At 68.5% G+C, this 20,596-nt stretch carries 21 protein-coding genes; 3 read left to right on the forward strand and 18 right to left on the reverse strand.

The features are described 5' to 3' along the window. Positions 1-14: 14 nt before the first annotated feature. The 4 genes from E3O23_RS02300 to E3O23_RS02315 form a co-directional block, all read right to left on the reverse strand. Entirely contained in the window at positions 15-236 is a 222-nt protein-coding gene (locus E3O23_RS02300; RefSeq protein WP_134487712.1) for a hypothetical protein, read from the reverse strand. Between the two features lie 79 nt (positions 237-315). Then, positions 316-690 carry a DUF948 domain-containing protein gene (locus E3O23_RS02305; RefSeq protein WP_134487715.1) on the reverse strand — a complete coding sequence of 125 codons (375 nt, stop codon included), beginning with the start codon at positions 688-690 and terminating at the stop codon, positions 316-318. A gap of 126 nt (positions 691-816) precedes the next feature. Further along, positions 817-1,446 (reverse strand): 30S ribosomal protein S4, encoded by a 630-nt coding sequence (rpsD, locus tag E3O23_RS02310; protein ID WP_134487718.1) that lies wholly within the window; start codon positions 1,444-1,446, stop codon positions 817-819. 191 nt (positions 1,447-1,637) lie between these two features. Then, on the reverse strand, positions 1,638-3,002 hold the full coding sequence (locus tag E3O23_RS02315; RefSeq protein ID WP_134487721.1) for a replication-associated recombination protein A: 1,365 nt from the start codon (positions 3,000-3,002) through the stop codon (positions 1,638-1,640). 140 nt (positions 3,003-3,142) lie between these two features. Here E3O23_RS02315 and E3O23_RS02320 point away from each other — a divergent pair, with 140 nt between their 5' ends. The 3 genes from E3O23_RS02320 to E3O23_RS02330 all read left to right on the forward strand — a co-directional run bounded on the left by E3O23_RS02320 (position 3,143) and on the right by E3O23_RS02330 (position 5,924). Then, positions 3,143-3,937 carry a peptidylprolyl isomerase gene (locus E3O23_RS02320; RefSeq protein WP_134487724.1) on the forward strand — a complete coding sequence of 265 codons (795 nt, stop codon included), beginning with the start codon at positions 3,143-3,145 and terminating at the stop codon, positions 3,935-3,937. Positions 3,938-4,025: 88 nt separating this feature from the next. Further along, complete coding sequence (locus E3O23_RS02325) at positions 4,026-5,258, forward strand: DUF349 domain-containing protein (protein ID WP_134487727.1); 1,233 nt, start codon at positions 4,026-4,028, stop codon at positions 5,256-5,258. An 84-nt stretch (positions 5,259-5,342) separates the two neighbouring features. Further along, on the forward strand, positions 5,343-5,924 hold the full coding sequence (locus tag E3O23_RS02330) for a hypothetical protein (RefSeq protein WP_134487730.1): 582 nt from the start codon (positions 5,343-5,345) through the stop codon (positions 5,922-5,924). A gap of 139 nt (positions 5,925-6,063) precedes the next feature. Here E3O23_RS02330 and E3O23_RS02335 read toward each other — a convergent pair whose 3' ends face one another. From E3O23_RS02335 to E3O23_RS02400, 14 genes are all read right to left on the reverse strand, one after another. Continuing rightward, a complete protein-coding gene (locus E3O23_RS02335; protein WP_134487733.1) occupies positions 6,064-8,316 on the reverse strand; it encodes a RelA/SpoT family protein in 2,253 nt (750 codons plus the stop codon). Positions 8,317-8,442: 126 nt separating this feature from the next. Beyond that, positions 8,443-9,459: a protein translocase subunit SecF gene (gene secF, locus E3O23_RS02340; protein WP_134487736.1), complete on the reverse strand. Its 1,017-nt coding sequence runs from the start codon at positions 9,457-9,459 to the stop codon at positions 8,443-8,445. After that, on the reverse strand, positions 9,459-11,186 hold the full coding sequence (secD, locus tag E3O23_RS02345) for a protein translocase subunit SecD (RefSeq protein WP_134487739.1): 1,728 nt from the start codon (positions 11,184-11,186) through the stop codon (positions 9,459-9,461). The genes secF and secD overlap by 1 nt, the downstream gene beginning before the upstream one ends. A 66-nt stretch (positions 11,187-11,252) precedes the next feature. After that, entirely contained in the window at positions 11,253-11,654 is a 402-nt protein-coding gene (gene yajC / locus E3O23_RS02350) for a preprotein translocase subunit YajC (RefSeq protein ID WP_134487742.1), read from the reverse strand. Positions 11,655-11,728: 74 nt separating this feature from the next. Then, a complete protein-coding gene (gene ruvB / locus E3O23_RS02355) occupies positions 11,729-12,763 on the reverse strand; it encodes a Holliday junction branch migration DNA helicase RuvB (protein ID WP_134487846.1) in 1,035 nt (344 codons plus the stop codon). Positions 12,764-12,774: 11 nt separating this feature from the next. Next, positions 12,775-13,428 carry a Holliday junction branch migration protein RuvA gene (gene ruvA, locus E3O23_RS02360; RefSeq protein ID WP_134487745.1) on the reverse strand — a complete coding sequence of 218 codons (654 nt, stop codon included), beginning with the start codon at positions 13,426-13,428 and terminating at the stop codon, positions 12,775-12,777. Then, positions 13,425-14,030 carry a crossover junction endodeoxyribonuclease RuvC gene (gene ruvC, locus E3O23_RS02365; RefSeq protein WP_134487748.1) on the reverse strand — a complete coding sequence of 202 codons (606 nt, stop codon included), beginning with the start codon at positions 14,028-14,030 and terminating at the stop codon, positions 13,425-13,427. The genes ruvA and ruvC overlap by 4 nt, the downstream gene beginning before the upstream one ends. A 7-nt stretch (positions 14,031-14,037) precedes the next feature. Further along, positions 14,038-14,802, reverse strand: coding sequence for a YebC/PmpR family DNA-binding transcriptional regulator (locus E3O23_RS02370; RefSeq protein WP_134487751.1), 765 nt, complete (start codon positions 14,800-14,802; stop codon positions 14,038-14,040). A 138-nt stretch (positions 14,803-14,940) separates the two neighbouring features. After that, positions 14,941-15,483, reverse strand: coding sequence for a DUF1697 domain-containing protein (locus E3O23_RS02375; RefSeq protein ID WP_134487754.1), 543 nt, complete (start codon positions 15,481-15,483; stop codon positions 14,941-14,943). Next, the gene (gene pdxT, locus E3O23_RS02380) at positions 15,480-16,085 is read right to left on the reverse strand and encodes a pyridoxal 5'-phosphate synthase glutaminase subunit PdxT (RefSeq protein ID WP_134487757.1); all 606 of its coding nucleotides are present in this window, start codon (positions 16,083-16,085) and stop codon (positions 15,480-15,482) included. Before pdxT ends, E3O23_RS02375 begins: the two co-directional genes overlap by 4 nt. 11 nt (positions 16,086-16,096) lie before the next feature. Next, positions 16,097-16,999, reverse strand: a complete 903-nt coding sequence (gene pdxS / locus E3O23_RS02385; RefSeq protein WP_134487760.1) for a pyridoxal 5'-phosphate synthase lyase subunit PdxS — start codon at positions 16,997-16,999, stop codon at positions 16,097-16,099. 112 nt (positions 17,000-17,111) lie between these two features. Further along, positions 17,112-17,675 carry an HIT family protein gene (locus tag E3O23_RS02390; RefSeq protein WP_134487763.1) on the reverse strand — a complete coding sequence of 188 codons (564 nt, stop codon included), beginning with the start codon at positions 17,673-17,675 and terminating at the stop codon, positions 17,112-17,114. 1 nt (position 17,676) lies between these two features. Next, a complete protein-coding gene (gene thrS / locus E3O23_RS02395) occupies positions 17,677-19,614 on the reverse strand; it encodes a threonine--tRNA ligase (protein ID WP_241983286.1) in 1,938 nt (645 codons plus the stop codon). A 127-nt stretch (positions 19,615-19,741) separates the two neighbouring features. Next, on the reverse strand, positions 19,742-20,440 hold the full coding sequence (locus E3O23_RS02400; protein WP_198415104.1) for an HIRAN domain-containing protein: 699 nt from the start codon (positions 20,438-20,440) through the stop codon (positions 19,742-19,744). Positions 20,441-20,596: the final 156 nt, after the last annotated feature.

The raw sequence follows: 20,596 nt of genomic DNA on the forward strand, positions 1-20,596 counted from the left end.
GGAGGGAGGTGCCGCTACGGGTTCGTCACATCGTCGAGGGCCTTTTCGACGTCGCTGAGGGCGGCGCGGAGTTCGGCCTCCCGCTGGCGGTAGCCGTCCGAGATGGCTTCACCGAACTCGCGCGCCTTCGTGTCGAGGTCGTTGAAGAACTGCTTGCCCTGCTGGGTCTTGTTGGCCTCGTGGGCGACGACGAAGCCGACGGCTACGCCGACGGCCAGCCAAATGACATTCTTCATTTCGAAACTCCCTGATGTGTGTTGCGGCTGTGTGGCGACTCGCGTCGAAGACGCAACGATCTCTTTCCAGCGTAGCGGTCTAGGCGCGAGGGCGGCGGGAGCCCGAGGGGCGGCCCAGCCTGAACGCGGCGCGCACGCCGGCCGAGAAGCCCGCCAGCTTGACCAGCGGGCCACCCACCGTTGCCGCGAACAGGGCGACGAGCGCGGCCGCGTTGCCGGTGGCATCCGCGACGTTGCTGGTGATCGTGTCGACGCGGGCGAGCTGCTGGTTCGTCTCCCGGATGGTCGTCGTGCCTTCCTGGAGCAGGGGGGTGACCTCGTGGCTGAGCTCGCGGATGGCCAGCGTCGTCTCGTCGAACACGCGTCCGAGCTTGACCAGCGGCAGGGCGAGGATGCCCACCAGGACCGCGAAAACGCCCGCGGCGATCAATCCGGCGATATCTCCACCTGACATTGACAACACTCCCATTCCGGAATCGGCATGCAACCGCCGCGACATACGCGAAGGGCGGACCACCCACTGGGTGATCCGCCCTCAAGCGTAGTTCAGACGCGGCACCCCAGGGGGGTGCGCGGTGAGCTAGCGCGCCGCGTAGTACTCGACGACGAGCTGAACTTCACAGGTCACGGGGATTTCGACGCGCTTCGGGCGACGCACGAGGCGGGCCTGCAGCTTGTCGAGTTCGACCTCGAGGTAGACCGGGAGCTTGGGGAGCAGGTCGACGTGGCCGCCGGCGGCCGCAACCTGGAACGGCTCCATGCCCTCGCTCTTGGGCTTGACGTGCATGAGCTGACCCGGCTTCACGCGGAAGGAGGGACGGTCGACCAACTGGCCGTCGACGAGGATGTGACGGTGCACGATCATCTGGCGGGCCTGGGCGGTCGTGCGGGCGATGGCCGAACGCACGAGGAGGGCGTCGAGACGGGTCTCGAGGATCTCGACCAGGTTCTCACCGGTCAGGCCCTGGGCGCGACGGGCTTCCTGGAAGGCGATCTTGAGCTGGGCCTCGCGGATGCCGTACTGGGCACGCAAGCGCTGCTTTTCGCGCAGGCGCACGGCGTAGTCCGAGTCGGTCTTGCGCTTGGTGCGGCCGTGCTCGCCCGGAGCGTACGGACGCTTCTCGAGGTACTTGGCGGCCTTAGGGGTCAGGGCAATGCCCAGAGCGCGCGACAGGCGGGTCTTGCTACGGGTACGTGACTTGGTAGACACGGGTTCCTTTCGATGGAGACTCAAACACGGGGAAGCCAGGGCGCACACCTGGGAAAAGCACGTGCGTCATGGGAGATCAGAGGGGTGGTGCCACGGGACGCTCGGCTACAGAGCGAATCCCATCCAAACCGGAGTTGGGCGCAGCCGCACGCCAAGACCGGTTGTAGGCAGCCTCAAGACTAACACAGCGACTAGCTTCCGCGGATGATCCGGCGCAGCTTGGCGAGGCGGGACGAGACCTCGCGCTCGTGGCCGTGTTCGGTGGGTTCGTAGTAGCGCACGGTCTTGAGCTCGTTCGGCGGGTACTGCTGCGCCAGCACGCCCAGCGCGTCATCATGCGGGTACTTGTAGCCCTTGCCGTGGCCGAGCCGCTTGGCGCCAGGGTAGTGCCCGTCGCGCAGGTGCTTGGGCACCCGGCCGGTCTTCCCGGCCCGCACGTCCGCGATCGCGGCATCCAGGGCCAGGTAGGCGGCGTTGGACTTCGGCGCCGTCGCCAGGTGCACGACGGCCTGGGCGAGCGGGATCCGGCCCTCCGGCATGCCGATGTACTGCACGGCGTCCGCTGCGGCTACCGCGATCACGAGGGACTGCGGGTCCGCCATGCCGATGTCTTCGGAGGCGAGCACGATGATCCGGCGGCAGATGAAGCGCGGGTCCTCCCCCGCCTCGATCATCCGGGCCAGGTAGTGCAGCGACGCGTCGACGTCGGAACCGCGCACCGATTTGATGAAGGCGCTGATCACGTCGTAGTGCTCATCGCCGTTGCGGTCGTAGCGCAGCAGGGCGCGGTCGACGGCGAGGGAGACGATCTCGGTCGTGATCACGGGCCGGGCGTCCGTGCCCGCGTCGGTGCCCGCGTCGGTGGTCGCGGCACTTGTCGTGGCGGCACTGACGGATGCCGCCTCCAGGGCAGTGAGCGCCCGCCGGGCATCGCCGGAGGCGAGCCGGATGATGGCGGCCCTGGCCTCGCCGTCGAGGACGAACCTGTCCGCCAGGCCGCGCGGATCGACGACGGCACGGTCGACGACGATGCCGAGGTCCTCGTCGCTGAGGGTTTCCAGGGTGAGCAGCAGGGACCGGGACAGCAGCGGCGAGATGACCGAGAAGGAGGGATTCTCGGTCGTCGCTGCGACGAGGATGATCACGCCGTTCTCCACGCCCGGCAGCAGGGCATCCTGCTGGGCCTTGCTGAAGCGGTGGATCTCGTCGAGGAAGAGCACCGTCGACAGGCCGTAGAGATCGCGGCTGGTGCGCGCCTCTTCCATCACCTGGCGGACATCGCGCACGCCGGCGGACACGGCGGAGAGCTCGACGAACCGTCGCCCTGAGCTGTGTGCGATGGCCTGGGCCAGGGTCGTCTTCCCGGTGCCGGGCGGGCCCCAGAGGATGACCGAAACCGAGCCGCGCTCCCCCGTCTTGTCGCTGGCCAGGCTGACCAGCGGGGAGCCCGGGGTCAGCAGGTGCCGCTGACCGGCGACCTCGTCGAGGCTTTTCGGGCGCATCCGCACGGCGAGGGGGGTTGCGCCACTGCGCAGTCCCGGTTGGGCATCCGACATTCCTCCAGCGTAGTTTGTGCCGCCGACTCGCGGTCCCCGCGCGGCACTTTGCCCGCCCCGCTCCCGATGCGTAGAGTTCAAGCGGCAGCACCCGTGCCCCTTTGTGTCTACCCGCCGGCGGCGGCTCCTGGAGGATTGACGTGGTTCCGAGCACCAAGCAAGACCGGGCGTCCCGCGAGGCCAGGGCCAGGGCGCGTGCCTACCAGGCGAGGCGCGCCGTGCACGAGCACCAGCAGAAGCGTCGGAAACGCGACAATGTCATCGCCTGGAGTGCGCTCGGCCTGGTCCTGATCCTCGCCGTCGGCGCCCAGCTTCTCTTCTTCTCCGGCGGCCCCGGCACCCCGGTGCCGAGCGCGAGCCCCACGCCCACGCCCAGCGCCTCGGCCCCGGCCGGCGCGAACACGGGCGACGTTCCGCCCAGCACCCTCGCCGAGGGTCGCACCTGGACGGGGTCGCTCACCCTCAACAGCACGAAGCTCGGCTTCGAACTCGACGGCAAGCTCGCCCCGCAGGCCGTGTCCTCCACGGTCGATCTGGTCAAGTCCGGCTTCTACGACGACGTCTCCTGCCACCGGCTCACCACCGGCGGCTTCTTCGTACTCCAGTGCGGCGATCCCGACGGAACGGGCGCGGGCGGCCCCGGTTACAGCTACGGCCCGATCGAGAACGCGCCGGCGGACAACGTCTACCCGGCCGGCACGATCGCCATGGCCCGCCAGGGCGGCAACGGCTACAGCATGGGCAGCCAGTTCTTCATCGTCTACAAGGACACGACCATCCCGGCCGACGCTGCCGGCGGCTACACGGTCCTCGGCAAGATCACCAGCGGACTCGACGAGTTGACCGCGAAGATCACGGATGCCGGGGTGAAGGACGGCAAGACGGACGGCGCCCCGAAGGTCCCGACCACGATCACGGCGATAACAGTTCAGTAGTTTCACGCGAGCGACGCGCGGGCTTGCAATAGGCTGGGTGCAGTATGCCCCGTTCGGGGCCACGCAACGACTCAGCAAGGTGAGGCTCTTGACTCCGACAGATCAGCAACCATGGGGTCGCGTAGACGAAACCGGCACGGTTTACGTGCGCGAAACGACGGGCGAGCGCGCCGTCGGCCAATACCCGGACGCCACCCCGGAAGAGGCCCTGGCCTACTTCGAACGCAAGTACGTCGAGCTGAACGGGCAGGTCACCCTGCTCGAACAGCGCGCCAAGGGCGGCGCGCCTGCCGCTGACATCGCGAAGACCGTCGCCAACCTGACCGCCACGGTGGCCACCGCCAACGCCGTCGGCAACCTGGCCGCCCTCGCCGAGCGCCTCGCCGCCCTCGGCGGCGCCGTGACCGAACTCACCGAGCAGCAGGGCGCCGAAGCGAAGGCCGCGGCCGGCGCCGCGCTCGCCGAACGTGCCGCGATCGTCGAAGAGGCCGAGCGCCTCGCCGCCGAGGACCCCGCCAAGACCCAGTGGAAGCAGACGAGCGCGGCGCTCGACGAACTGTTCACCAAGTGGCAGGCCCACCAGCACGACGCCCCGCGCATCCCCAAGGGCGAGGCCAACGAGCTGTGGAAGCGCTTCCGCGCGGCCCGCACGACCATCGAACAGAACCGCAAGGCATTCTTCGCGGAACTGGACAGCGCCCACAAGGACGTTCGCACGCGCAAGCAGCAGCTGATCGAGAAGGCCGAGGCGCTCGCGCCCAAGGGCGCCGACGGCATTCCGGCCTACCGGGCCCTCCTGGACGACTGGAAGAACGCCGGCCGCTCCGGCAAGAAGCAGGACGACGCCATGTGGGCGAAGTTCAAGGCCGCCGGCGACGTCCTCTACGGTGCCAAGGGCGAGATCGATGCCCAGGACAACGAGGAGTTCGCCGGGAACCTCACCGCGAAGCTCGAACTGCTGACCGAGGCGGAGACGCTGCTGGCCGAGACCGACCGCGCCAGGGCGCGCGAGACCCTCACGTCGATCCAGCGTCGTTGGGACGCCATCGGCAAGGTTCCCAGGGACCAGGTCAAGGTCGTCGACGAGCGCCTGCGCAAGGTGGAAGCCGCCGTGCGCAAGCTCGACGACGAGCACTGGAAGCGCAACAACCCGGAGACCAAGGCCCGCGCCGAGGGTCTCGCCGGCCAGCTGAACGACGCGATCGCCAAGCTCGAGGCCGAGCTCGCCGCGGCCGAGGAGAGCAAGGATGCCAAGGCGATCGCCGAGGCCACCGAGGCTCTCGAGACCCGCAAGGCGTGGCTGAAGGCCATCGGCCAGTAGTCCCCAGCGAGAAGATTCCGGTGATCTGTCCACAGATCACCGGAATCGTGCGTTAAGCGCCCGGCCGGTCCGCATCCTTGTCGCATGACCGGCCTGCTCGCCCCGGTGCTCACGCCGGATGATCTTCCCCTCGCCGAGCTGTGCGCCGCTCGCCTCGACGGCGAGGTCTACCCGCTGGTTGACTCATGGTGCCCGGTCGACGAGGTGGACGGGCCGGTCGTCCGGGCCCTCGCCGCCGGCCAGCTGGTTCCTCCCCGGGCGATCGCCGAACGGATGACCGCCGCCTGGGTGTACGGCCTCGTCGCCGAACCGGGCCGGCACCAGTTCTGCGTCGACCACGGCGCGCGCACCCACGTGCCGCCGTCCCAGCGCCTGCAGCTGCGGGAGGTGCACTGCGCTGCGGAGGAGACCCGGGTCATCGCCGGGCTGCGGGTGACCACCCCGCTGCGCACGGTCGTCGACCTCGCGAGGTCGCCCGCACCGGGCGCTGCCGGCACCGACGCGGAACCTGGCCTGGTTGCCCTGCTGGCGGCACTCCTCCGGCTCGGCGGTTTCGCCGACGCCGACGCCGCGGAGCAGCTGTGCCGGCGCCAAAACCTGCCGCATAAGGTGATCGCGCTGGCTCGGCTCGCCGCAGCGCAGGCCCTGCTCGAGCATCCACTGTGACCGTTCGGGGCCGGTTCGCCGCGGATGTCCCCCGAGAGTCGCCGTTCACGCAGAGAATCGCCGCTAGAACGGCGACTCTCGGCAGTTACGGCGATTGTCGGCGTCCCACCCTGAGCGGTCCCGCGCGGTGAGCGAGCGCCTAGCCGTCGCTGACGCGGTAGACGTCGTACACGGCGTCGATGCGGCGCACGGCGTTCAGGACCCGGTCCAGGTGGGTCACGTCGCCCATCTCGAAGACGAACCGGCTGAGGGCAAGCCGGTCGCTCGAGGTGTTGACCGTGGCGGAGAGGATGTTGACGTGGTGCTCGGACAGCACCCGGGTCACATCCGAAAGCAGACCCGACCGGTCGAGCGCCTCGATCTGGATGTGCACGAGGAAGAGGCTCTTCGAGGTGGGGGCCCACTCCACGTCGATCATCCGCTCGGGCTCCTTGAGCAGCGACTGAACGTTGTGGCACTCGGCCTGGTGCACCGACACCCCGGAACCGCGGGTGATGAAGCCCACGATCTTGTCCCCGGGAACCGGGGTGCAGCAGCGGGCCAGTTTGACCAGGATGTCCGGCGCGCCGCGGACGAGCACTCCGGAGTCGCTGTTACGCAGGGTCTGGGTGCGGCCGCGGGGTGCGACCGGCAGGTCGGTGTTGTCGCTCTCCTCGACGCTCTGCAGCGAGGCGACGACCTTCTCGAGCACGGACTGGGTCGAGACGTGCCCCTCGCCGACGGCGGCGTACAGCGCGGAGACGTCCTCGTACTTCATCATCGCGGCGACTTCGGCGAACGAGTCCTGGTTCATCAGCTTCTGCAGCGGCAGGTTCTGCTTGCGCATGGCCCGGGCGATCGAGTCGCGGCCCTGCTCGATGGCCTCGTCGCGGCGTTCCTTGGTGAACCACTGGCGGATCTTGTTACGGGCCCGCGGGCTCTTGACGAAGTTCAGCCAGTCCTGGCTGGGGCCGGAATCGGGATTCTTCGAGGTGAACACCTCGACGACGTCGCCGGTCTCCAGTGCGCTCTCCAGCGGGACCAGGCGCCCGTTGACCTTGGAGCCCATCGTGCGGTGGCCGACCTCGGTGTGCACGGCGTAGGCGAAGTCGACCGGGGTGGCGCCGGCGGGCAGGCCGATGACGCGCCCCTTCGGCGTGAACACATAGACCTCTTTGGCGCCGATCTCGAAGCGCAGCGAATCGAGGAACTCCCCCGGGTCGGCGGTCTCTGCCTGCCAGTCGGAGATGTGCGCCAGCCAGGCCATGTCGGTGTCGCTCTGCGGGCCGGGGCCGCTGCTCTTGCCGGTGGTCTGGTCCTTGTACTTCCAGTGCGCGGCGACCCCGAATTCGGCGCGCTGGTGCATCTCCTGGGTGCGGATCTGGATCTCCACCGGGCGGCCGTTGGGCCCGAGGACCGTCGTGTGCAGCGACTGGTAGAGATTGAATTTGGGGGTGGCGATGTAGTCCTTGAACCGGCCGGGCAGCGGCGTCCACCTCGCGTGGATCGCGCCGAGCACGGCGTAGCAGTCGCGCACCGAGTTGACCAGCACCCGGATGCCGACGAGGTCGTAGATCTCGTCGAACTCGCGGCCGCGCACGACCATCTTCTGGTAGATCGAGTAGTACTGCTTCGGACGCCCGGCGACCTTGCCCCGGATCCGGGCGGCCTTGAGGTCGTCGTTGATCGCGTCGATGACCTGCTGCACGAATTCCTCGCGCTGGGGCGTGCGCTGCCTGACCAGGCTCTCGATTTCCGCGTAGAGCTTCGGGTACAGCACCGCGAAGGAGAGGTCTTCGAGCTCCCACTTGATCGTCTGGATCCCCAGCCGGTGCGCCAGCGGCGCGTAGATCTCCAGCGTCTCGGTCGCCTTGCGCGAGGCCGACTCCGCCGAGACGAAGCCCCAGGTGCGCGCGTTGTGCAGGCGGTCCGCGAGTTTGATGATCAGCACCCGGATGTCCTTGGACATCGCGACGATCATCTTGCGCACGGTTTCGGCCTGGGTGCTGTCGCCGTACTTGACCTTGTCGAGCTTGGTGACACCGTCGACGAGCATCGCGATCTCGTCGCCGAAATCGGCCCGCAGCTGGTCGAGGGTGTACTCCGTGTCCTCGACCGTATCGTGCAGCACGGCCGCGGCGATGGTCTTCGGCCCGATGCCGAGGTCGGCCAGGATCTGGGCGACGGCCACCGGGTGGGTGATGTACGGCTCGCCGCTCCGCCGGACCTGGCCCTCGTGGGCGCGTTCGGCCGCGGTGTAGGCGCGTTCGATGATCGCGAGGTCGGCCTTGGGATGGTGCATCCGCACGGTCTTGATCAGGGTGTCAACGGCCCCGACCGGCTGGGCGCGGGAGAAGATGCGCGGCACCAGGCGGCGCAGTGAAGCGGTGGATGGCGTCGTTGTCTCCGTCATCGCTTCACCTCACTCTCCCTGGCCTATTATCGCTGATCCAGCCGACAACATCGCCATGGGCGCCTGACCAGTCCTCCGGGGCGCAAGCCGCTGCGTGTGCGGCGGCCGGCGCGTCCGGAGTCAGGCTCATACGGTCAGGTTCTCCGGTGACTTCGCGGTGACGCCCGCCTTGGCGCGGAGGGCGAGTGCCTTCTTGTCGCGCTTGCGGATGGCCGGCTCCGCGGTGCGGAGCTGGGCGTACAGCGGAGCGGCCAGGAAGATCGTCGAATACGTTCCGACGAAGATTCCGATCAGGAGCGCCAGGGCGATGTCGCGCAGGGTTCCCGCGCCGAGCACGAAGGCTCCGATGAACAGGATCGACGCCACCGGCAGCATGGCCACGACGGAGGTGTTGATCGAGCGCACCAGGGTCTGGTTCACGGCGAGGTTGACCGACTCCGCGAACGTGCGGCGGGACTCCGATCCGTCCTCCGCCGTGTTCTCCCGGATCTTGTCGAAGACCACGACGGTGTCGTAGAGCGAGTAGCCGAGGATCGTGAGGAAGCCGATGACGGCGGCCGGGGTGATCTCGAAGCCGGTGAGTCCGTAGAAGCCCGCCGTGAGGACCAGGTCGTGCAGGAGCGCGATCATCGCCGAGAGCGACATCTTCCAGGTGCGGAAGTACAGCGCCATGACGATGAAGGCGAGCACGAGGAACACCAGCAGGCCGCGGAGCGCCTGGCCGGTGATGTCCGCGCCCCAGGACGGGCCGATGAACGAGGAGGTGACCTTGGTTTCCGGGACGTTGTAGGCCGCGGCCAGGGCCGCGCGCACCTCGCGGGACGCCGAGGACTCCAGCTGGTCGGTCTGCACCCGGATGCCCGTGGTGCTGACGGTGGAGATCTTCGGCACGGCCGCAGGGTCGACGCCGGCGACGGCCTCGGCGGCCGGGGCCTGGTCCTGGGTCTTGACCTCGGAGACGACGAACTCGGAGCCGCCGGTGAATTCGATGCCGAAGACGAAGCCGCCGCGGAGCAGCGGGCCGACCACGGCAATCAGGATCATCACGCCGGCGATCAGGTACCAGAGTTTGCGGCGGCCGACGATGTCGAAGGAACGCTTCCCGGTGTAGAGGTCGTTGCCGAACTGGGCGAAGCTGGCCATTAGGAATCCTTCCCGTCGGTCGACCGATCCGTGCTGGAACCGACCATTTCTGATGCCTTGCGTTCGGCGATGGTCTGGCGCTTCGCTGCTTCACGGCTCGATGAGGCGGACTTCGAGGTGGAGACCGCCGGGGACGGAGCGAACTTGGCGCGTCCCCGGTAGACGGCGCCCAGCGCCCGCGGATCGAGTCCGCTGAACCGGTGGCCCTCGTTGAAGAAGCGCGTGCGTGCCAGCAGTTGCAGCATCGGGTGGGTGAACAGCATCACGACGATGAGGTCGACGATGGTGGTGAGTCCGAGGGTGAAGGCGAATCCGCGCACGTTGCCGACGGCCAGGATGAACAGCACGGCCGCGGCCAGGAAGTTGACCGCGTCGGAGACGACAATCGTGCGGATGGCGCGCTTCCAGCCTGATTCGACGGCGGACTCGAGTCCGCGTCCGTCCCGCAGTTCGTCTCGCACCCGTTCGAAGTAGACGATGAACGAGTCGGCGGTGATACCGATCGCCACGATCAGACCGGCGACGCCGGCCAGCGAGAGTCGGTAACCCTCCCGCCAGGACAGGATCGTGATCAGCAGGTAGGTGATCACCGCGGCGACTACCAGTGACGCGACGGTGACGAGACCGAGCAGCCGGTACTGTGCGAGCGAGTACAGCACGACCAGGATGAGGCCGATCAGGCCGGCGATGAGACCGCTGGTCAACTGGGCCGAGCCGAGTGTCGCGGAGATCGTGTCCTGGCTCTGCACGGCGAAGCTGAGCGGCAACGCACCGAACTTCAGCTGGTCGGCAAGCGACTTCGCGGACGCCTGGGTGAAGTTTCCGCTGATCTGCGGCTTGCCGTCGGTTATGACCGCGAGCGTGCGCGGCGCGGAGATGACGCTGCCGTCGAGCACGATGGCGAACTGGTTCTGCACGCCCTGCAGCCCGCTCAGGCGGGTGGTCACGGTGGCGAAGTCCTTGGTGCCTTCGCCGTCGAAGACCATGTTCACAACCCATTCGCCGGTGGTGGCACCGGACTGGGTGGTCTTCTGCCCGCTGGACGCGTCCGAGATGTTGGCCCCGCTGACCTCGACCGGGCCGAGCACGTACTTGACGGAGCCGTCCGTCTCACAGGTGACGAGCGGCTTGTCCGCCGGCGCGACGACGGCCGTTTCTATCTTGCTGCAGTCGAAGGCGTCGTACTGGGCCTGGAGCGCCGGGGTGACGTAGTTCAGGTCGCTGGCGTTGGTGGGCTTGACGCTCGGCGTGCTGGGCAGGCTGCCGGGGTCGACACTGGGCGTCGGGGTCGGCGTCGCGGTCGCTTCCTCGCCGCCGACGGCGGCGCCGGACGGGGCCGCGGCCAGGAGCACCGGCCGGAACTCGAGCTTGGCCGAGGATTCGATCCGGTTGATCGTCGCGTCATCCGGGGTGCCCGGGATCGACACGACGATGTTCTTGCCGCCCTGGGTGTTGATCTCCGACTCGGAGACGCCCGCGGAGTCGATGCGCTGCCGGATGATCGACACGGCCTGGTTCAGTTGCTCGGGCGAGACGGAGTCCCCGGACTCGAGCTTGGGAGCCAGGATGATCTGGGTGCCGCCCTCGAGGTCGAGCGCGAGCTTGGGCGACCAGGAGCCGCTCCCGCCGATGACGCCGGCCGTGTTGAGGGCGATCAGGCCGACGATGATCACGCCTAACCAGGTCAGGGAACGCCAGGCCTTCTTGACCGGGGACGACTTTGCCACCTGTGACTCAGCTTTCTATGCTCGTGCCCGCGCCCGTGAGGGCGCGGGCACGGGAGAGGGGTTGGGTTACGCGTCGCCCTTGGTGGGCTTGCTGCCGTCGGTGCCGTCTTCGCCGGCTGTACGCTGGCCGAACTCCGGCTCGCCCATGACGGTGCCGTGGTCCTGGTTGAGCTCGGCGATGGGAGCGTCTTCCGTTTCGGCGACGGTGGGCTCGACGACGCGGGCGATCGTCTGGCGGTGGATGTTGACCACGGTGCCGGGGGCGATCTCGAGGGCAACCTTGTTCTCGGCCTCGTCGATCGAGACGATGGTGCCGTACATGCCGAAGTTGGTCATGACATCCGCGCCGGCGACCATCTGCGACTGGAGGGCCTCGAGGTCCGCCTTGCGCTTGCGCCCATTGCGGAACATGAAGAACACGAGGACCGCCAGGACGGCGAGCATGAGGATGGTAGTGATGTCTGGCATGAAACTGAGGGACCTTCCGATTGCGGTACGACGACCGCGACAGGTGAGTGCGGATCGCTGCGAACCAACTTGAATTATAGGGGATCGAGGTGAGGGGCAGCCTGAGGGCCACTGAGACCGAAGTGTTGCCACGCCGCGGGTGTTGCCACCCGCCCCCTCGGGGTGCGCGTGAGGAAGCCTATCCGCACCAGGAAGGGCTCGACGACCGCTTCGATGGTTTCGGACTCCTCACCCACGGAAACCGCCAGGGTATTCAGGCCAACGGGACCTCCCCCAAAACGGGTGAGGATGATCCGCATGACCTCCCGGTCGAGGCGATCCAGACCGATCGGGTCGACGTCGTACAGCTCCAGTGCGGCGTGGACCGCGGCCAGGTCGGCTTCTCCCCCGTGCACGAGGGCGTAGTCGCGCACGCGTCGAAGGAGCCGGTTCGCGATGCGGGGGGTGCCCCGGCAGCGGCCGGCGATCTCGGCGAGTGCCTCACGGCCGATTCGCAGGTCCAGCAGCTTCGCCGCCCGCGCCAGTACCTGCTCCAGCTCGCCCTCGGAGTAGAACTCGAGGTGCGCTGTGAAGCCGAAGCGGTCCCGCAGGGGGTTGGGCAGCATGCCCGAGCGAGTCGTCGCGCCCACGAGGGTGAACGGGGCCAGCTCGAGCGGCACGGAGGTCGCCCCCGCCCCCTTGCCCACCATGATATCGATGCGGAAGTCTTCCATCGCCAGGTAGAGCATCTCTTCGGCGGAGCGCGCCATCCGGTGGATCTCGTCGATGAACAGCACCTCGCCGGGCACGAGCGAGGAAAGCACCGCCGCGAGGTCGCCGGCGTGCTGGATGGCCGGACCGCTGGACATGCGCAACGGGCGATTGCCCTCGTAGGCGACGATCATGGCAAGGGTCGTCTTGCCGAGCCCTGGCGGGCCGGCGAGCAGGATGTGGTCGGGGGTGCGGCTCTGCATGGTCGCCGCGGTGAGCAGGAGCTGCAGCTGGCCGCGCACCTTCTGCTGGCCGACGAATTCGGCCATGCTGCGCGGCCGGAGGGCGCCTTCGAAGGCGAGTTCCGCATCCCCTTCGAGCGCCGGGTTCGTCACTTCGACGCCCGGGTCGTTGGCCAGGCCCGGAGCGTTCACGAACGGCGCGCCGATGCCTGGTGTGCGGGGCTCTGGTGTGCCGGGCCCAGCCGGGCCAGGGCCAGCCGCAGCACGGTGGCGACGCCGGGTTCCGTGCCGGATGCCTCGGATCCGGATGGGTCTGCAAGCGTTTCGTCGACGGCCTGCGCGGCGACACGTTCCGACCAGCCGAGGCCGATCAGGGCGGCCTGGACGTTCGCGGCGACCGTGGCCTGCCCGGCCGGGCGCACGCCCGTCGGCGCCCCGCTGGCGACCGCGACCTTTCCGGCCAGGGACAGCACGATGAGCTTCGCCGTCTTGGGTCCGATGCCGCTGACCTTGCGGAACACCGCGTCGTCTTCGCCCTGGACGGCCAGGGCGATCTGATTGGGCGTCAGCACGCCGAGCACGCCGAGGGCGGACTTCGGGCCCACCCCGGTGACGCCGACGAGCAGTTCGAACACCGCAAGCTCCTCGGCCGTGGGGAACCCGTACAGGGTGAGCGAGTCTTCGCGCACGATCAGCGTGGTCGCCAGCCGGGCCTCGTCGCCGGTCCGCACCGACAGCGCGGTGGTCGGGGTGACCTGGAGGGCGAGGCCGATGCCGCCGACCTCGATCACAACGGTCGAGCCCAGGGCGGACAGGACGGGGCCACGTACGGAGGAGATCACCGCTTAAGACTACGGGGCGGCGCCGACACGGACGCGCTGCGCTCCGCGGCGAGCCATGCTTTCTGGGCGGGTGTCTGGGGCGCCGGGGCGAGCGAGCCGGCAGTCGGCAGGGTTCCGCCGGAGGCGCCGGTACGCCAGGCGTGGCAGATCGCGAGGGCCAGGGCGTCGGCGGCATCAGCGGGTTTCGGGATCTCGGCGAGGCCGAGGATCCGGGCGACCATGGTGCCGACCTGCTTCTTGTCGGCCGCGCCGTACCCGGTGATGGCCGCCTTGACCTCGCTCGGGGTGTGCAGGGACACCGGCAGGCCCCGCCGGGCAGCGAGCGTGAGCGCGACCCCGCTGATCTGCGCGGTGCCCATCACTGTGCTCACGTTGTGCTGCGCGAACACGCGCTCGATCGCCACGAATGCCGGCTGGTGGCGGTCGAGCATGTCCTCGATTCCGTCGCTGATCAGCAGCAGGCGGCGCTCGAGGGGAAGGCCGGGGTCGCTCCGCAGCACGGTGACGTCGACGAGCGTCGCCGAGCGATTCCCCGAGACGTCCACGACGCCGACACCGCAGCGTGTGAGGCCAGGGTCGATCCCGAGCACCCTGACCGGCATCGCGGCGTTACTCTGACTCGGCCTGGAGCTCCGCCTGGACCTCGGGCGACAGGTCGTAGTTGCTGTAGATGTTCTGCACGTCGTCGAGTTCCTCGAGGGCGTCGATGAGGTGGAACACCTTGCGGGCCGTCGCGGCATCCACCTCGACCTTGAGGGATGGCACGAACGCGATGTCAGCGGAGTCGTAGTCGATTCCCGCCTCCTGCAGCGCCGTGCGGGTCGCGACCAGGTCGTGCGCCTCGCTGAAGACCTCGAACTTGTCGCCGTCGTCGACGACCTCTTCGGCGCCGGCGTCGAGGACCGCGAGGAGGACGTCATCCTCGCTGAGCCCCTCGCCCTTGGGGACGACGACGATGCCCTTGCGGTGGAAGTTGTAGGCGACGCTGCCCGGGTCGGCCATGTTGCCGCCGTTGCGAGTGACCGTCGTGCGCACCTCGGCCGCCGCGCGGTTCTTGTTGTCGGTGAGGCACTCGATCATGATGGCCACGCCGTGGGCCGCGTAGCCCTCGTACATGATGGTCGTGTAGTCGACGGCATCGCCGGTCAGGCCGGCCCCGCGCTTGACGGCGCGATCGATGTTGTCGTTCGGCACCGAGGTCTTCTTGGCCTTCTGGATGGCGTCGACCAGGGTCGGGTTGCCGGAGAGGTCCGCGCCGCCCATGCGGGCCGCGACCTCGATGTTCTTGATCAGTTTCGCGAAGGCCTTGGCGCGCCGAGAGTCGGTGATCGCCTTCTGGTGCTTCGTTGTCGCCCATTTGGAATGCCCGGACATACGTCTCCCGTGTGTGCTTGTCTGCTGTGCTGGTGTGCGCTCGTGCGCCCGGCGGCATGCCGGCCGCCCTGCGTGGTCGTGGCACCCGCTGGGTGCCCGCCCATTCTAACCCGGGGCATCCCGAACGAGCCGGAAGGCTCAGCCGAGCAGCCTGTGCAGGGTGCGCAGGTTCCGGGTCGTCGTGCTGGAGCGGTAGCGGGTCTTGCCGCTCAGCTTGCTGAACGGGCTCGTGATGCCGACCGCCCTGCGGACCTCCCAGTACAGCACCCCGTCCCCCGCGCTGACCCGCTCGTCGGCGGGGTCGAGTCCGTCGGCGGCGGCCGCGAGCTCGGCCAGGACGGCGTCGTCGGAGCCGAAGACGACGTATGGATGCCAGCCGTCCCGGTCGGCCTCGAACGGGTAGTCCCGCGCGATCCGGGCGAGGGTCTCCACGTCCCGCAGCACGATCCAGGCCCGGTAGCCGAAGGTCTCGGACAGGGCGGCTTCGATCCGGGACTTGATCGCGGCGGCGTCGGGTTCGGTGTCGGTCCCGGTATCGGTGTCGAAGAGCACGTTCCCGCTGGCGAGCACGGTCTTCACGCCGGTGTAGCCGAGCTCCCGGAACAGGTCCGCGAGCGGCGCCATGGTGATGGTGATGCCGTTAACGTTGATGCCGCGCAGCAGCGCGACGTACCTGGTCACGACGCGGCCCGGCCGCCCGCTTCGGCGCCCGACACCATCCGGAGGAAGTGTTCGTGGAAGCGGTGCTCCCCCGTGATTTCCGGGTGGAAGGAGGTGCCGAGCAGGTTGCCCTGTTGCACGGCGACGCAGCGTCCGTCGGCGAGCCTGGCCAGCGCCCTGACCCGGGGCCCGACGACCTCGACGACCGGGGCGCGGATGAACAAGGCGTGCACCGGGGGCGCGCCCAGCACAGGGACGTCCAGCTCCGTCTCGAACGACTCGGCCTGGGACCCGAACGCGTTGCGGCGCACCGAGATGTCGAGTCCGCCGATGCTCTGCTGGCCGGCAATGCCGTCGAGCACGGTGTCGGCGAGCATGATCAGGCCAGCGCAGGTGCCGTAGACGGGCAGGCCGCTGCGCACGGCATCCCGCAGCGGCCCGGCGAGGCCGAACGTGCGGGAGAGCTTGTCCATGACGCTGGACTCGCCGCCCGGGATCACCAGTCCGCTGACGCGGGCCAGTTCCTCCGGGCGACGAACGAGTTCCACCTCCGCGCCGAGTGCCCGAAGGACCTCGGCATGCTCACGAAAGTCGCCCTGCAGGGCGAGAACTCCAACTGTCATGGACGGCGCTGTTACCAGCCGCGCTCGGAGAGGCGGTGCGGTGCGGCCAGGTCGGCCACGTTGATGCCGACCATGGCCTCGCCCAGTCCGCGGGACACCTCGGCAACCACGCTCGGGTCGTCGAAGAACGTGACGGCCTTGACGATCGCGTTGGCCCGGGCCTGCGGGTTGCCCGACTTGAAGATGCCGGAACCGACGAAGACGCCGTCGGCGCCGAGCTGCATCATCATGGCCGCGTCGGCGGGCGTGGCCACGCCGCCGGCCACGAACAGCACGACGGGAAGCTTGCCGGTGGCGGCGATCTCCGCGACGAGTTCGTAGGGCGCCTGGAGCTCCTTGGCGGCGACGTACAGTTCGTCCTTGCTCAGTGCGGACAGGCGGGCGATCTCGCCCTTGATGGTGCGGATGTGCTTGGTGGCCTCGGAGACGTCGCCGGTGCCGGCCTCGCCCTTGGACCGGATCATGGCTGCGCCCTCGGTGATGCGACGGAGCGCCTCGCCCAGGTTGGTCGCGCCGCAGACGAACGGGGTCTGGAAATTCCACTTGTCGATGTGGTTGACGTAGTCGGCCGGGCTCAGCACCTCGGACTCGTCGATGTAGTCGACCTTGAGCGCCTCGAGGATCTGCGCTTCGACGAAGTGGCCGATGCGGGCCTTCGCCATGACCGGGATGGACACCTCGGCGATGATGCTGTCGATCAGGTCGGGGTCGCTCATGCGGGCGACACCACCCTGGGAACGGATGTCGGCGGGCACGCGCTCGAGGGCCATGACGGCGACAGCGCCGGCATCCTCTGCGATACGTGCCTGCTCTGCGGTGACGACGTCCATGATGACGCCGCCCTTCAGCATCTCGGCGAGGCCGCGCTTGACGCGGCTCGAGCCAAACTGCTCGGCGGAAGTGTTCTCAGTCATTTGTTAATTCTATTCCTTGCGTGGTGGTGCACCGGTGCAGCGGACCGCTGCCTGACAGGGGGACGTGGAGATGGAAGGGAAAAGCGACAGCGAAGGGGAAAAAAGTGAAGAACTAGCCCTCGTCGATCGGCCAGCCGGCGGCGACCTCGCGGCGCACGTCGCCCAGCAGGCGGGGAATCGCCTTGGTGCCGGCGATGATCGGGAAGAAGTTCGAGTCGAGGGCCCAGCGCGGGACGATGTGCTGGTGGAGGTGCTCCGCAATGCCGGCGCCGGCGATCCGTCCCTGGTTCATCCCGATGTTGAAGCCGTCGCAGTGCGAGACGCTCTTCAGCACGCGCATCGCGACCTGGGTCAGGCTACCGATCTCGGCGATCTCCTCCGGCGTGGCCTCGTCATAGGTCGCAACATGGCGGTACGGGCAGACGAGCAGGTGGCCGCTGTTGTAGGGAAACAGGTTGAGCAGCACGTAGGCGTGCTTGCCGCGGGCGACGATGAGAGCCTTCTCGTCGTCCATGCTGGGCGCCAGGCAGAACGGGCAGTCATCCGGATGCGGCTGCTGGCCCTCCTGGATGTAGACCAGGCGGTGGGGCGTCCAGAGCCTCTGGAAGGCGTCCGGCACGGCCGCGAAGTCGGAGGAGTGCTCCACCCCGTCGAACTCGTCAGTCACCTCTGCCATGTCAGATCTGTCCCTGGCCCGTCACCTGCGCGCGCGAGCGGATGGACTCCACGATGCGGCTGATAGCGTCGTCCACCGGCACACCGTTCTCCTGGCTGCCGTCGCGGAAGCGGAAGCTGACCGAGCCGTTATCCCGGTCCTCCTCGCCGACGATCAGCTGGAACGGGACCTTCGCCTTGGTGTGCGTGCGGATCTTCTTCTGCATCCGGTCGTCGGAGTTGTCGACCTCGGCGCGCACGCCGGCCGCCTTGAGCCGGGCGATGATCTCGTCCAGGTACGGGCCGTACTGCTCGGCCACGGGGATGCCGACCACCTGCACCGGAGCCAGCCAGACCGGGAACGCCCCGGCGTAGTGCTCGGTGAGCACGGCGAAGAACCGTTCGATCGAGCCGAACAGGGCGCGGTGGATCATCACCGGGCGCTGGCGGGAGCCGTCGGAGGCCGTGTATTCGAGGTCGAAGCGCTCGGGCAGGTTGAAGTCCAGCTGGATCGTGGACATCTGCCAGGTGCGGCCGATGGCGTCACGCGCCTGCACCGAGATCTTCGGGCCGTAGAACGCCGCTCCGCCCGGGTCGGAGACGAGTTCGAGGCCGGATGCCTCGGCGACCTCGGCGAGGGTCTGCGTGGCCTCGTCCCAGGCCTCGTCGGAGCCGACGAACTTCTTCGGGTCCTTGGTGGAGAGCTCGAGGTAGTAGTCCTCGAGTCCGTAGTCGGAGAGCAGCTGCAGCACGAAGTTGAGCGTGCTGGTCAGTTCCTCCTTCATGTTGTCGCGGGTCGTGTAGATGTGCGCGTCGTCCTGCGTCATGCCGCGCACCCGGGTGAGGCCGTGCACCACGCCGGACTTCTCGTAGCGGTAGACCGAGCCGAACTCGAACAGGCGCATCGGGAGGTCGCGGTAGCTGCGGCCGCTGGAGCGGAAGATCAGGTTGTGGAACGGGCAGTTCATCGGCTTGAGGTAGTAGTCGACGCCCTGGCGGGTGACGTGGCCGTCGGCGTCGCGCTCCTCGTCGAGGTGCATCGGCGGGAACATCCCGTCGGCGTACCAGTCGAGGTGGCCGGAGGTCTCGAACAGGTTCGACTTGGTGATGTGCGGTGAGTAGACGAAGTCGTAGCCGGCCTCGACGTGCCGCTTGCGGGAGTAGTTCTCCATCTCCTGGCGGATGATGCCGCCCCGGGGGTGGAAGACGGGCAGGCCGGAGCCGATCTCCTCGGGGAAGCTGAACAGGTCGAGTTCAGCGCCGAGCTTGCGGTGATCGCGCTTGGCGGCCTCTTCCTGGCGGGCCTGGTACGCGCGGAGTTCGTCCTTGGTGGGCCAGGCGGTGCCGTAGACGCGCTGCAGCTGCGGGTTCTTCTCGGAGCCGCGCCAGTACGCCGCGGCCAGGCGGGTGAGCGAGTAGCCGTTGCCGATCATCCGGGTGTTGGGCAGGTGCGGGCCGCGGCAGAGGTCCTTCCAGACCGTTTCCCCCGTCTTCGGGTCGACGTTGTCGTAGATGGTGAGCTCGGCGCCGCCGACCTCGACCGACTCATTGTCGCCGCCGAGTTCGGTGGTCGAGCCCGCCCCGACCCCCTTGATGCCGATCAACTCGAGCTTGTACGGCTCGTCTGCGAGTTCGACGCGGGCCTCCTCGTCGGAGACGACGCGGCGCACGAAACGCTGCCCGGACCGGATGATCCGATCCATGGCCTTCTCCAGCGCCTTGACGTCCTCCGGGGTGAACGGCTCCGCCACGTCGAAGTCGTAGTAGAAGCCGTCGGTGACGGGCGGGCCGATGCCGAGCTTCGCCGCCGGGTTGATCGTCTGCACGGCCTGCGCGAGCACGTGCGCGGCGGAGTGACGGAGGATGTTGAGTCCGTCGGCCGAGTCGATGGTGACGGGCTCGACGGCATCCGTGGGCGTCACCATCGTCGCCAGGTCCCTGAGCTCACCGTTGACGCGCATCGCGACAACGGACCGGTCGGTGAAAAGCTCAAAGCCGTCAACCACGTGTATGACTCCCTAGTTTTGCGAACCCTTCAACTTTAGTGGCGCGCGCGGGGAGTCTCGCAGCGCGCCCCAACGACGAGGCTCAGCCGGCCAGGTCGAGCGGTGCGATCAGCCCGGCTCCCGGTCGCTTGCGCAGCAGGTGCCGCACGAGTTCGGGCGAGCCGGCGAGCACCTTGACGCCGCCGGGACGGCCGGACGTGACGGAGTCGAAGGCGATCGCGATCGCGATCGCCTCGAGCCTCGTCCCGGTGTCGAGGAGCCGGGACAGGCCCGCGGCGGTCTTCCGGTTCAGGTAGCCGACCGGGCGGCCGGCGGCGGCGTGCACGGCGATGGCGTTGCCGTCGTGGGCGTTGTGCGGTTCGCGGACGAGCGACACGGGTGATCCTGGCTGCAGCAGCCCTTCGCGAACGGCGGTCTTGTGCACGTCCACTCCGCCGAGATCGACGGTCCAGATGCCCAGGCGCCGGAGGTGGTGGTTGCCGACGGCGACGAGCTTGCCGGTCGTGGGTTCGGTGAGCCGCAGCTCCCCCGTGTGCATCTGCAGGTAGAGGGTGGGCAGGCCGTCCCGGTCGGTGACCAGAAGCTCTTCCCAGTCTTTGCTCGGGAGGTAGTGTTCGCCGCCGGGCGCGCCGGACCGGGCGACGGAGTCGGCCAGGACCGCAATCGGGGCGGGCTCGCGCGCCTGGTCCCGGGCCGCGGGCACCGCGGGCGCCCTCTGGGCACGTATCGGCAGCCGGAACATGCCTGTGGCGCGACGAGCGGCTAAGAGCAAGTACTCCATCTGCGAACCTCCTCCTAGAGAGTGGCGCAGCGCCCGATCGGGCCGGTATCCCCAGTCCGGGCGTCGCCCCAGGCCCGTGAGGGGTCGCAAATCGACCTTCGACCGGCCCCTGAAGGTCGATTTGCGACCCCTCACGCGCCGGCGCCGGGGCAAAGA

The sequence above is a fragment of the Cryobacterium tagatosivorans genome (genome assembly GCF_004402215.1).
Taxonomy (GTDB): domain Bacteria; phylum Actinomycetota; class Actinomycetes; order Actinomycetales; family Microbacteriaceae; genus Cryobacterium; species Cryobacterium tagatosivorans.

What these genes read in the sequence shown, in the direction of transcription:
- E3O23_RS02300 (WP_134487712.1), bottom strand. Translation starts at nt 236, where the DNA reads ATGAAGAATGTCATTTGGCTGGCCGTCGGCGTAGCCGTCGGCTTCGTC.
- E3O23_RS02305 (WP_134487715.1), bottom strand. Translation starts at nt 690, where the DNA reads ATGTCAGGTGGAGATATCGCCGGATTGATCGCCGCGGGCGTTTTCGCG.
- E3O23_RS02315 (WP_134487721.1), bottom strand. Translation starts at nt 3,002, where the DNA reads ATGTCGGATGCCCAACCGGGACTGCGCAGTGGCGCAACCCCCCTCGCC.
- E3O23_RS02330 (WP_134487730.1), top strand. Translation starts at nt 5,343, where the DNA reads ATGACCGGCCTGCTCGCCCCGGTGCTCACGCCGGATGATCTTCCCCTC.
- E3O23_RS02335 (WP_134487733.1), bottom strand. Translation starts at nt 8,316, where the DNA reads ATGACGGAGACAACGACGCCATCCACCGCTTCACTGCGCCGCCTGGTG.
- secF (WP_134487736.1), bottom strand. Translation starts at nt 9,459, where the DNA reads ATGGCCAGCTTCGCCCAGTTCGGCAACGACCTCTACACCGGGAAGCGT.
- yajC (WP_134487742.1), bottom strand. Translation starts at nt 11,654, where the DNA reads ATGCCAGACATCACTACCATCCTCATGCTCGCCGTCCTGGCGGTCCTC.
- ruvC (WP_134487748.1), bottom strand. Translation starts at nt 14,030, where the DNA reads ATGCCGGTCAGGGTGCTCGGGATCGACCCTGGCCTCACACGCTGCGGT.
- E3O23_RS02370 (WP_134487751.1), bottom strand. Translation starts at nt 14,802, where the DNA reads ATGTCCGGGCATTCCAAATGGGCGACAACGAAGCACCAGAAGGCGATC.
- pdxT (WP_134487757.1), bottom strand. Translation starts at nt 16,085, where the DNA reads ATGACAGTTGGAGTTCTCGCCCTGCAGGGCGACTTTCGTGAGCATGCC.
- pdxS (WP_134487760.1), bottom strand. Translation starts at nt 16,999, where the DNA reads ATGACTGAGAACACTTCCGCCGAGCAGTTTGGCTCGAGCCGCGTCAAG.
- E3O23_RS02390 (WP_134487763.1), bottom strand. Translation starts at nt 17,675, where the DNA reads ATGGCAGAGGTGACTGACGAGTTCGACGGGGTGGAGCACTCCTCCGAC.
- thrS (WP_241983286.1), bottom strand. Translation starts at nt 19,614, where the DNA reads ATGCGCGTCAACGGTGAGCTCAGGGACCTGGCGACGATGGTGACGCCC.
- E3O23_RS02400 (WP_198415104.1), bottom strand. Translation starts at nt 20,440, where the DNA reads ATGGAGTACTTGCTCTTAGCCGCTCGTCGCGCCACAGGCATGTTCCGG.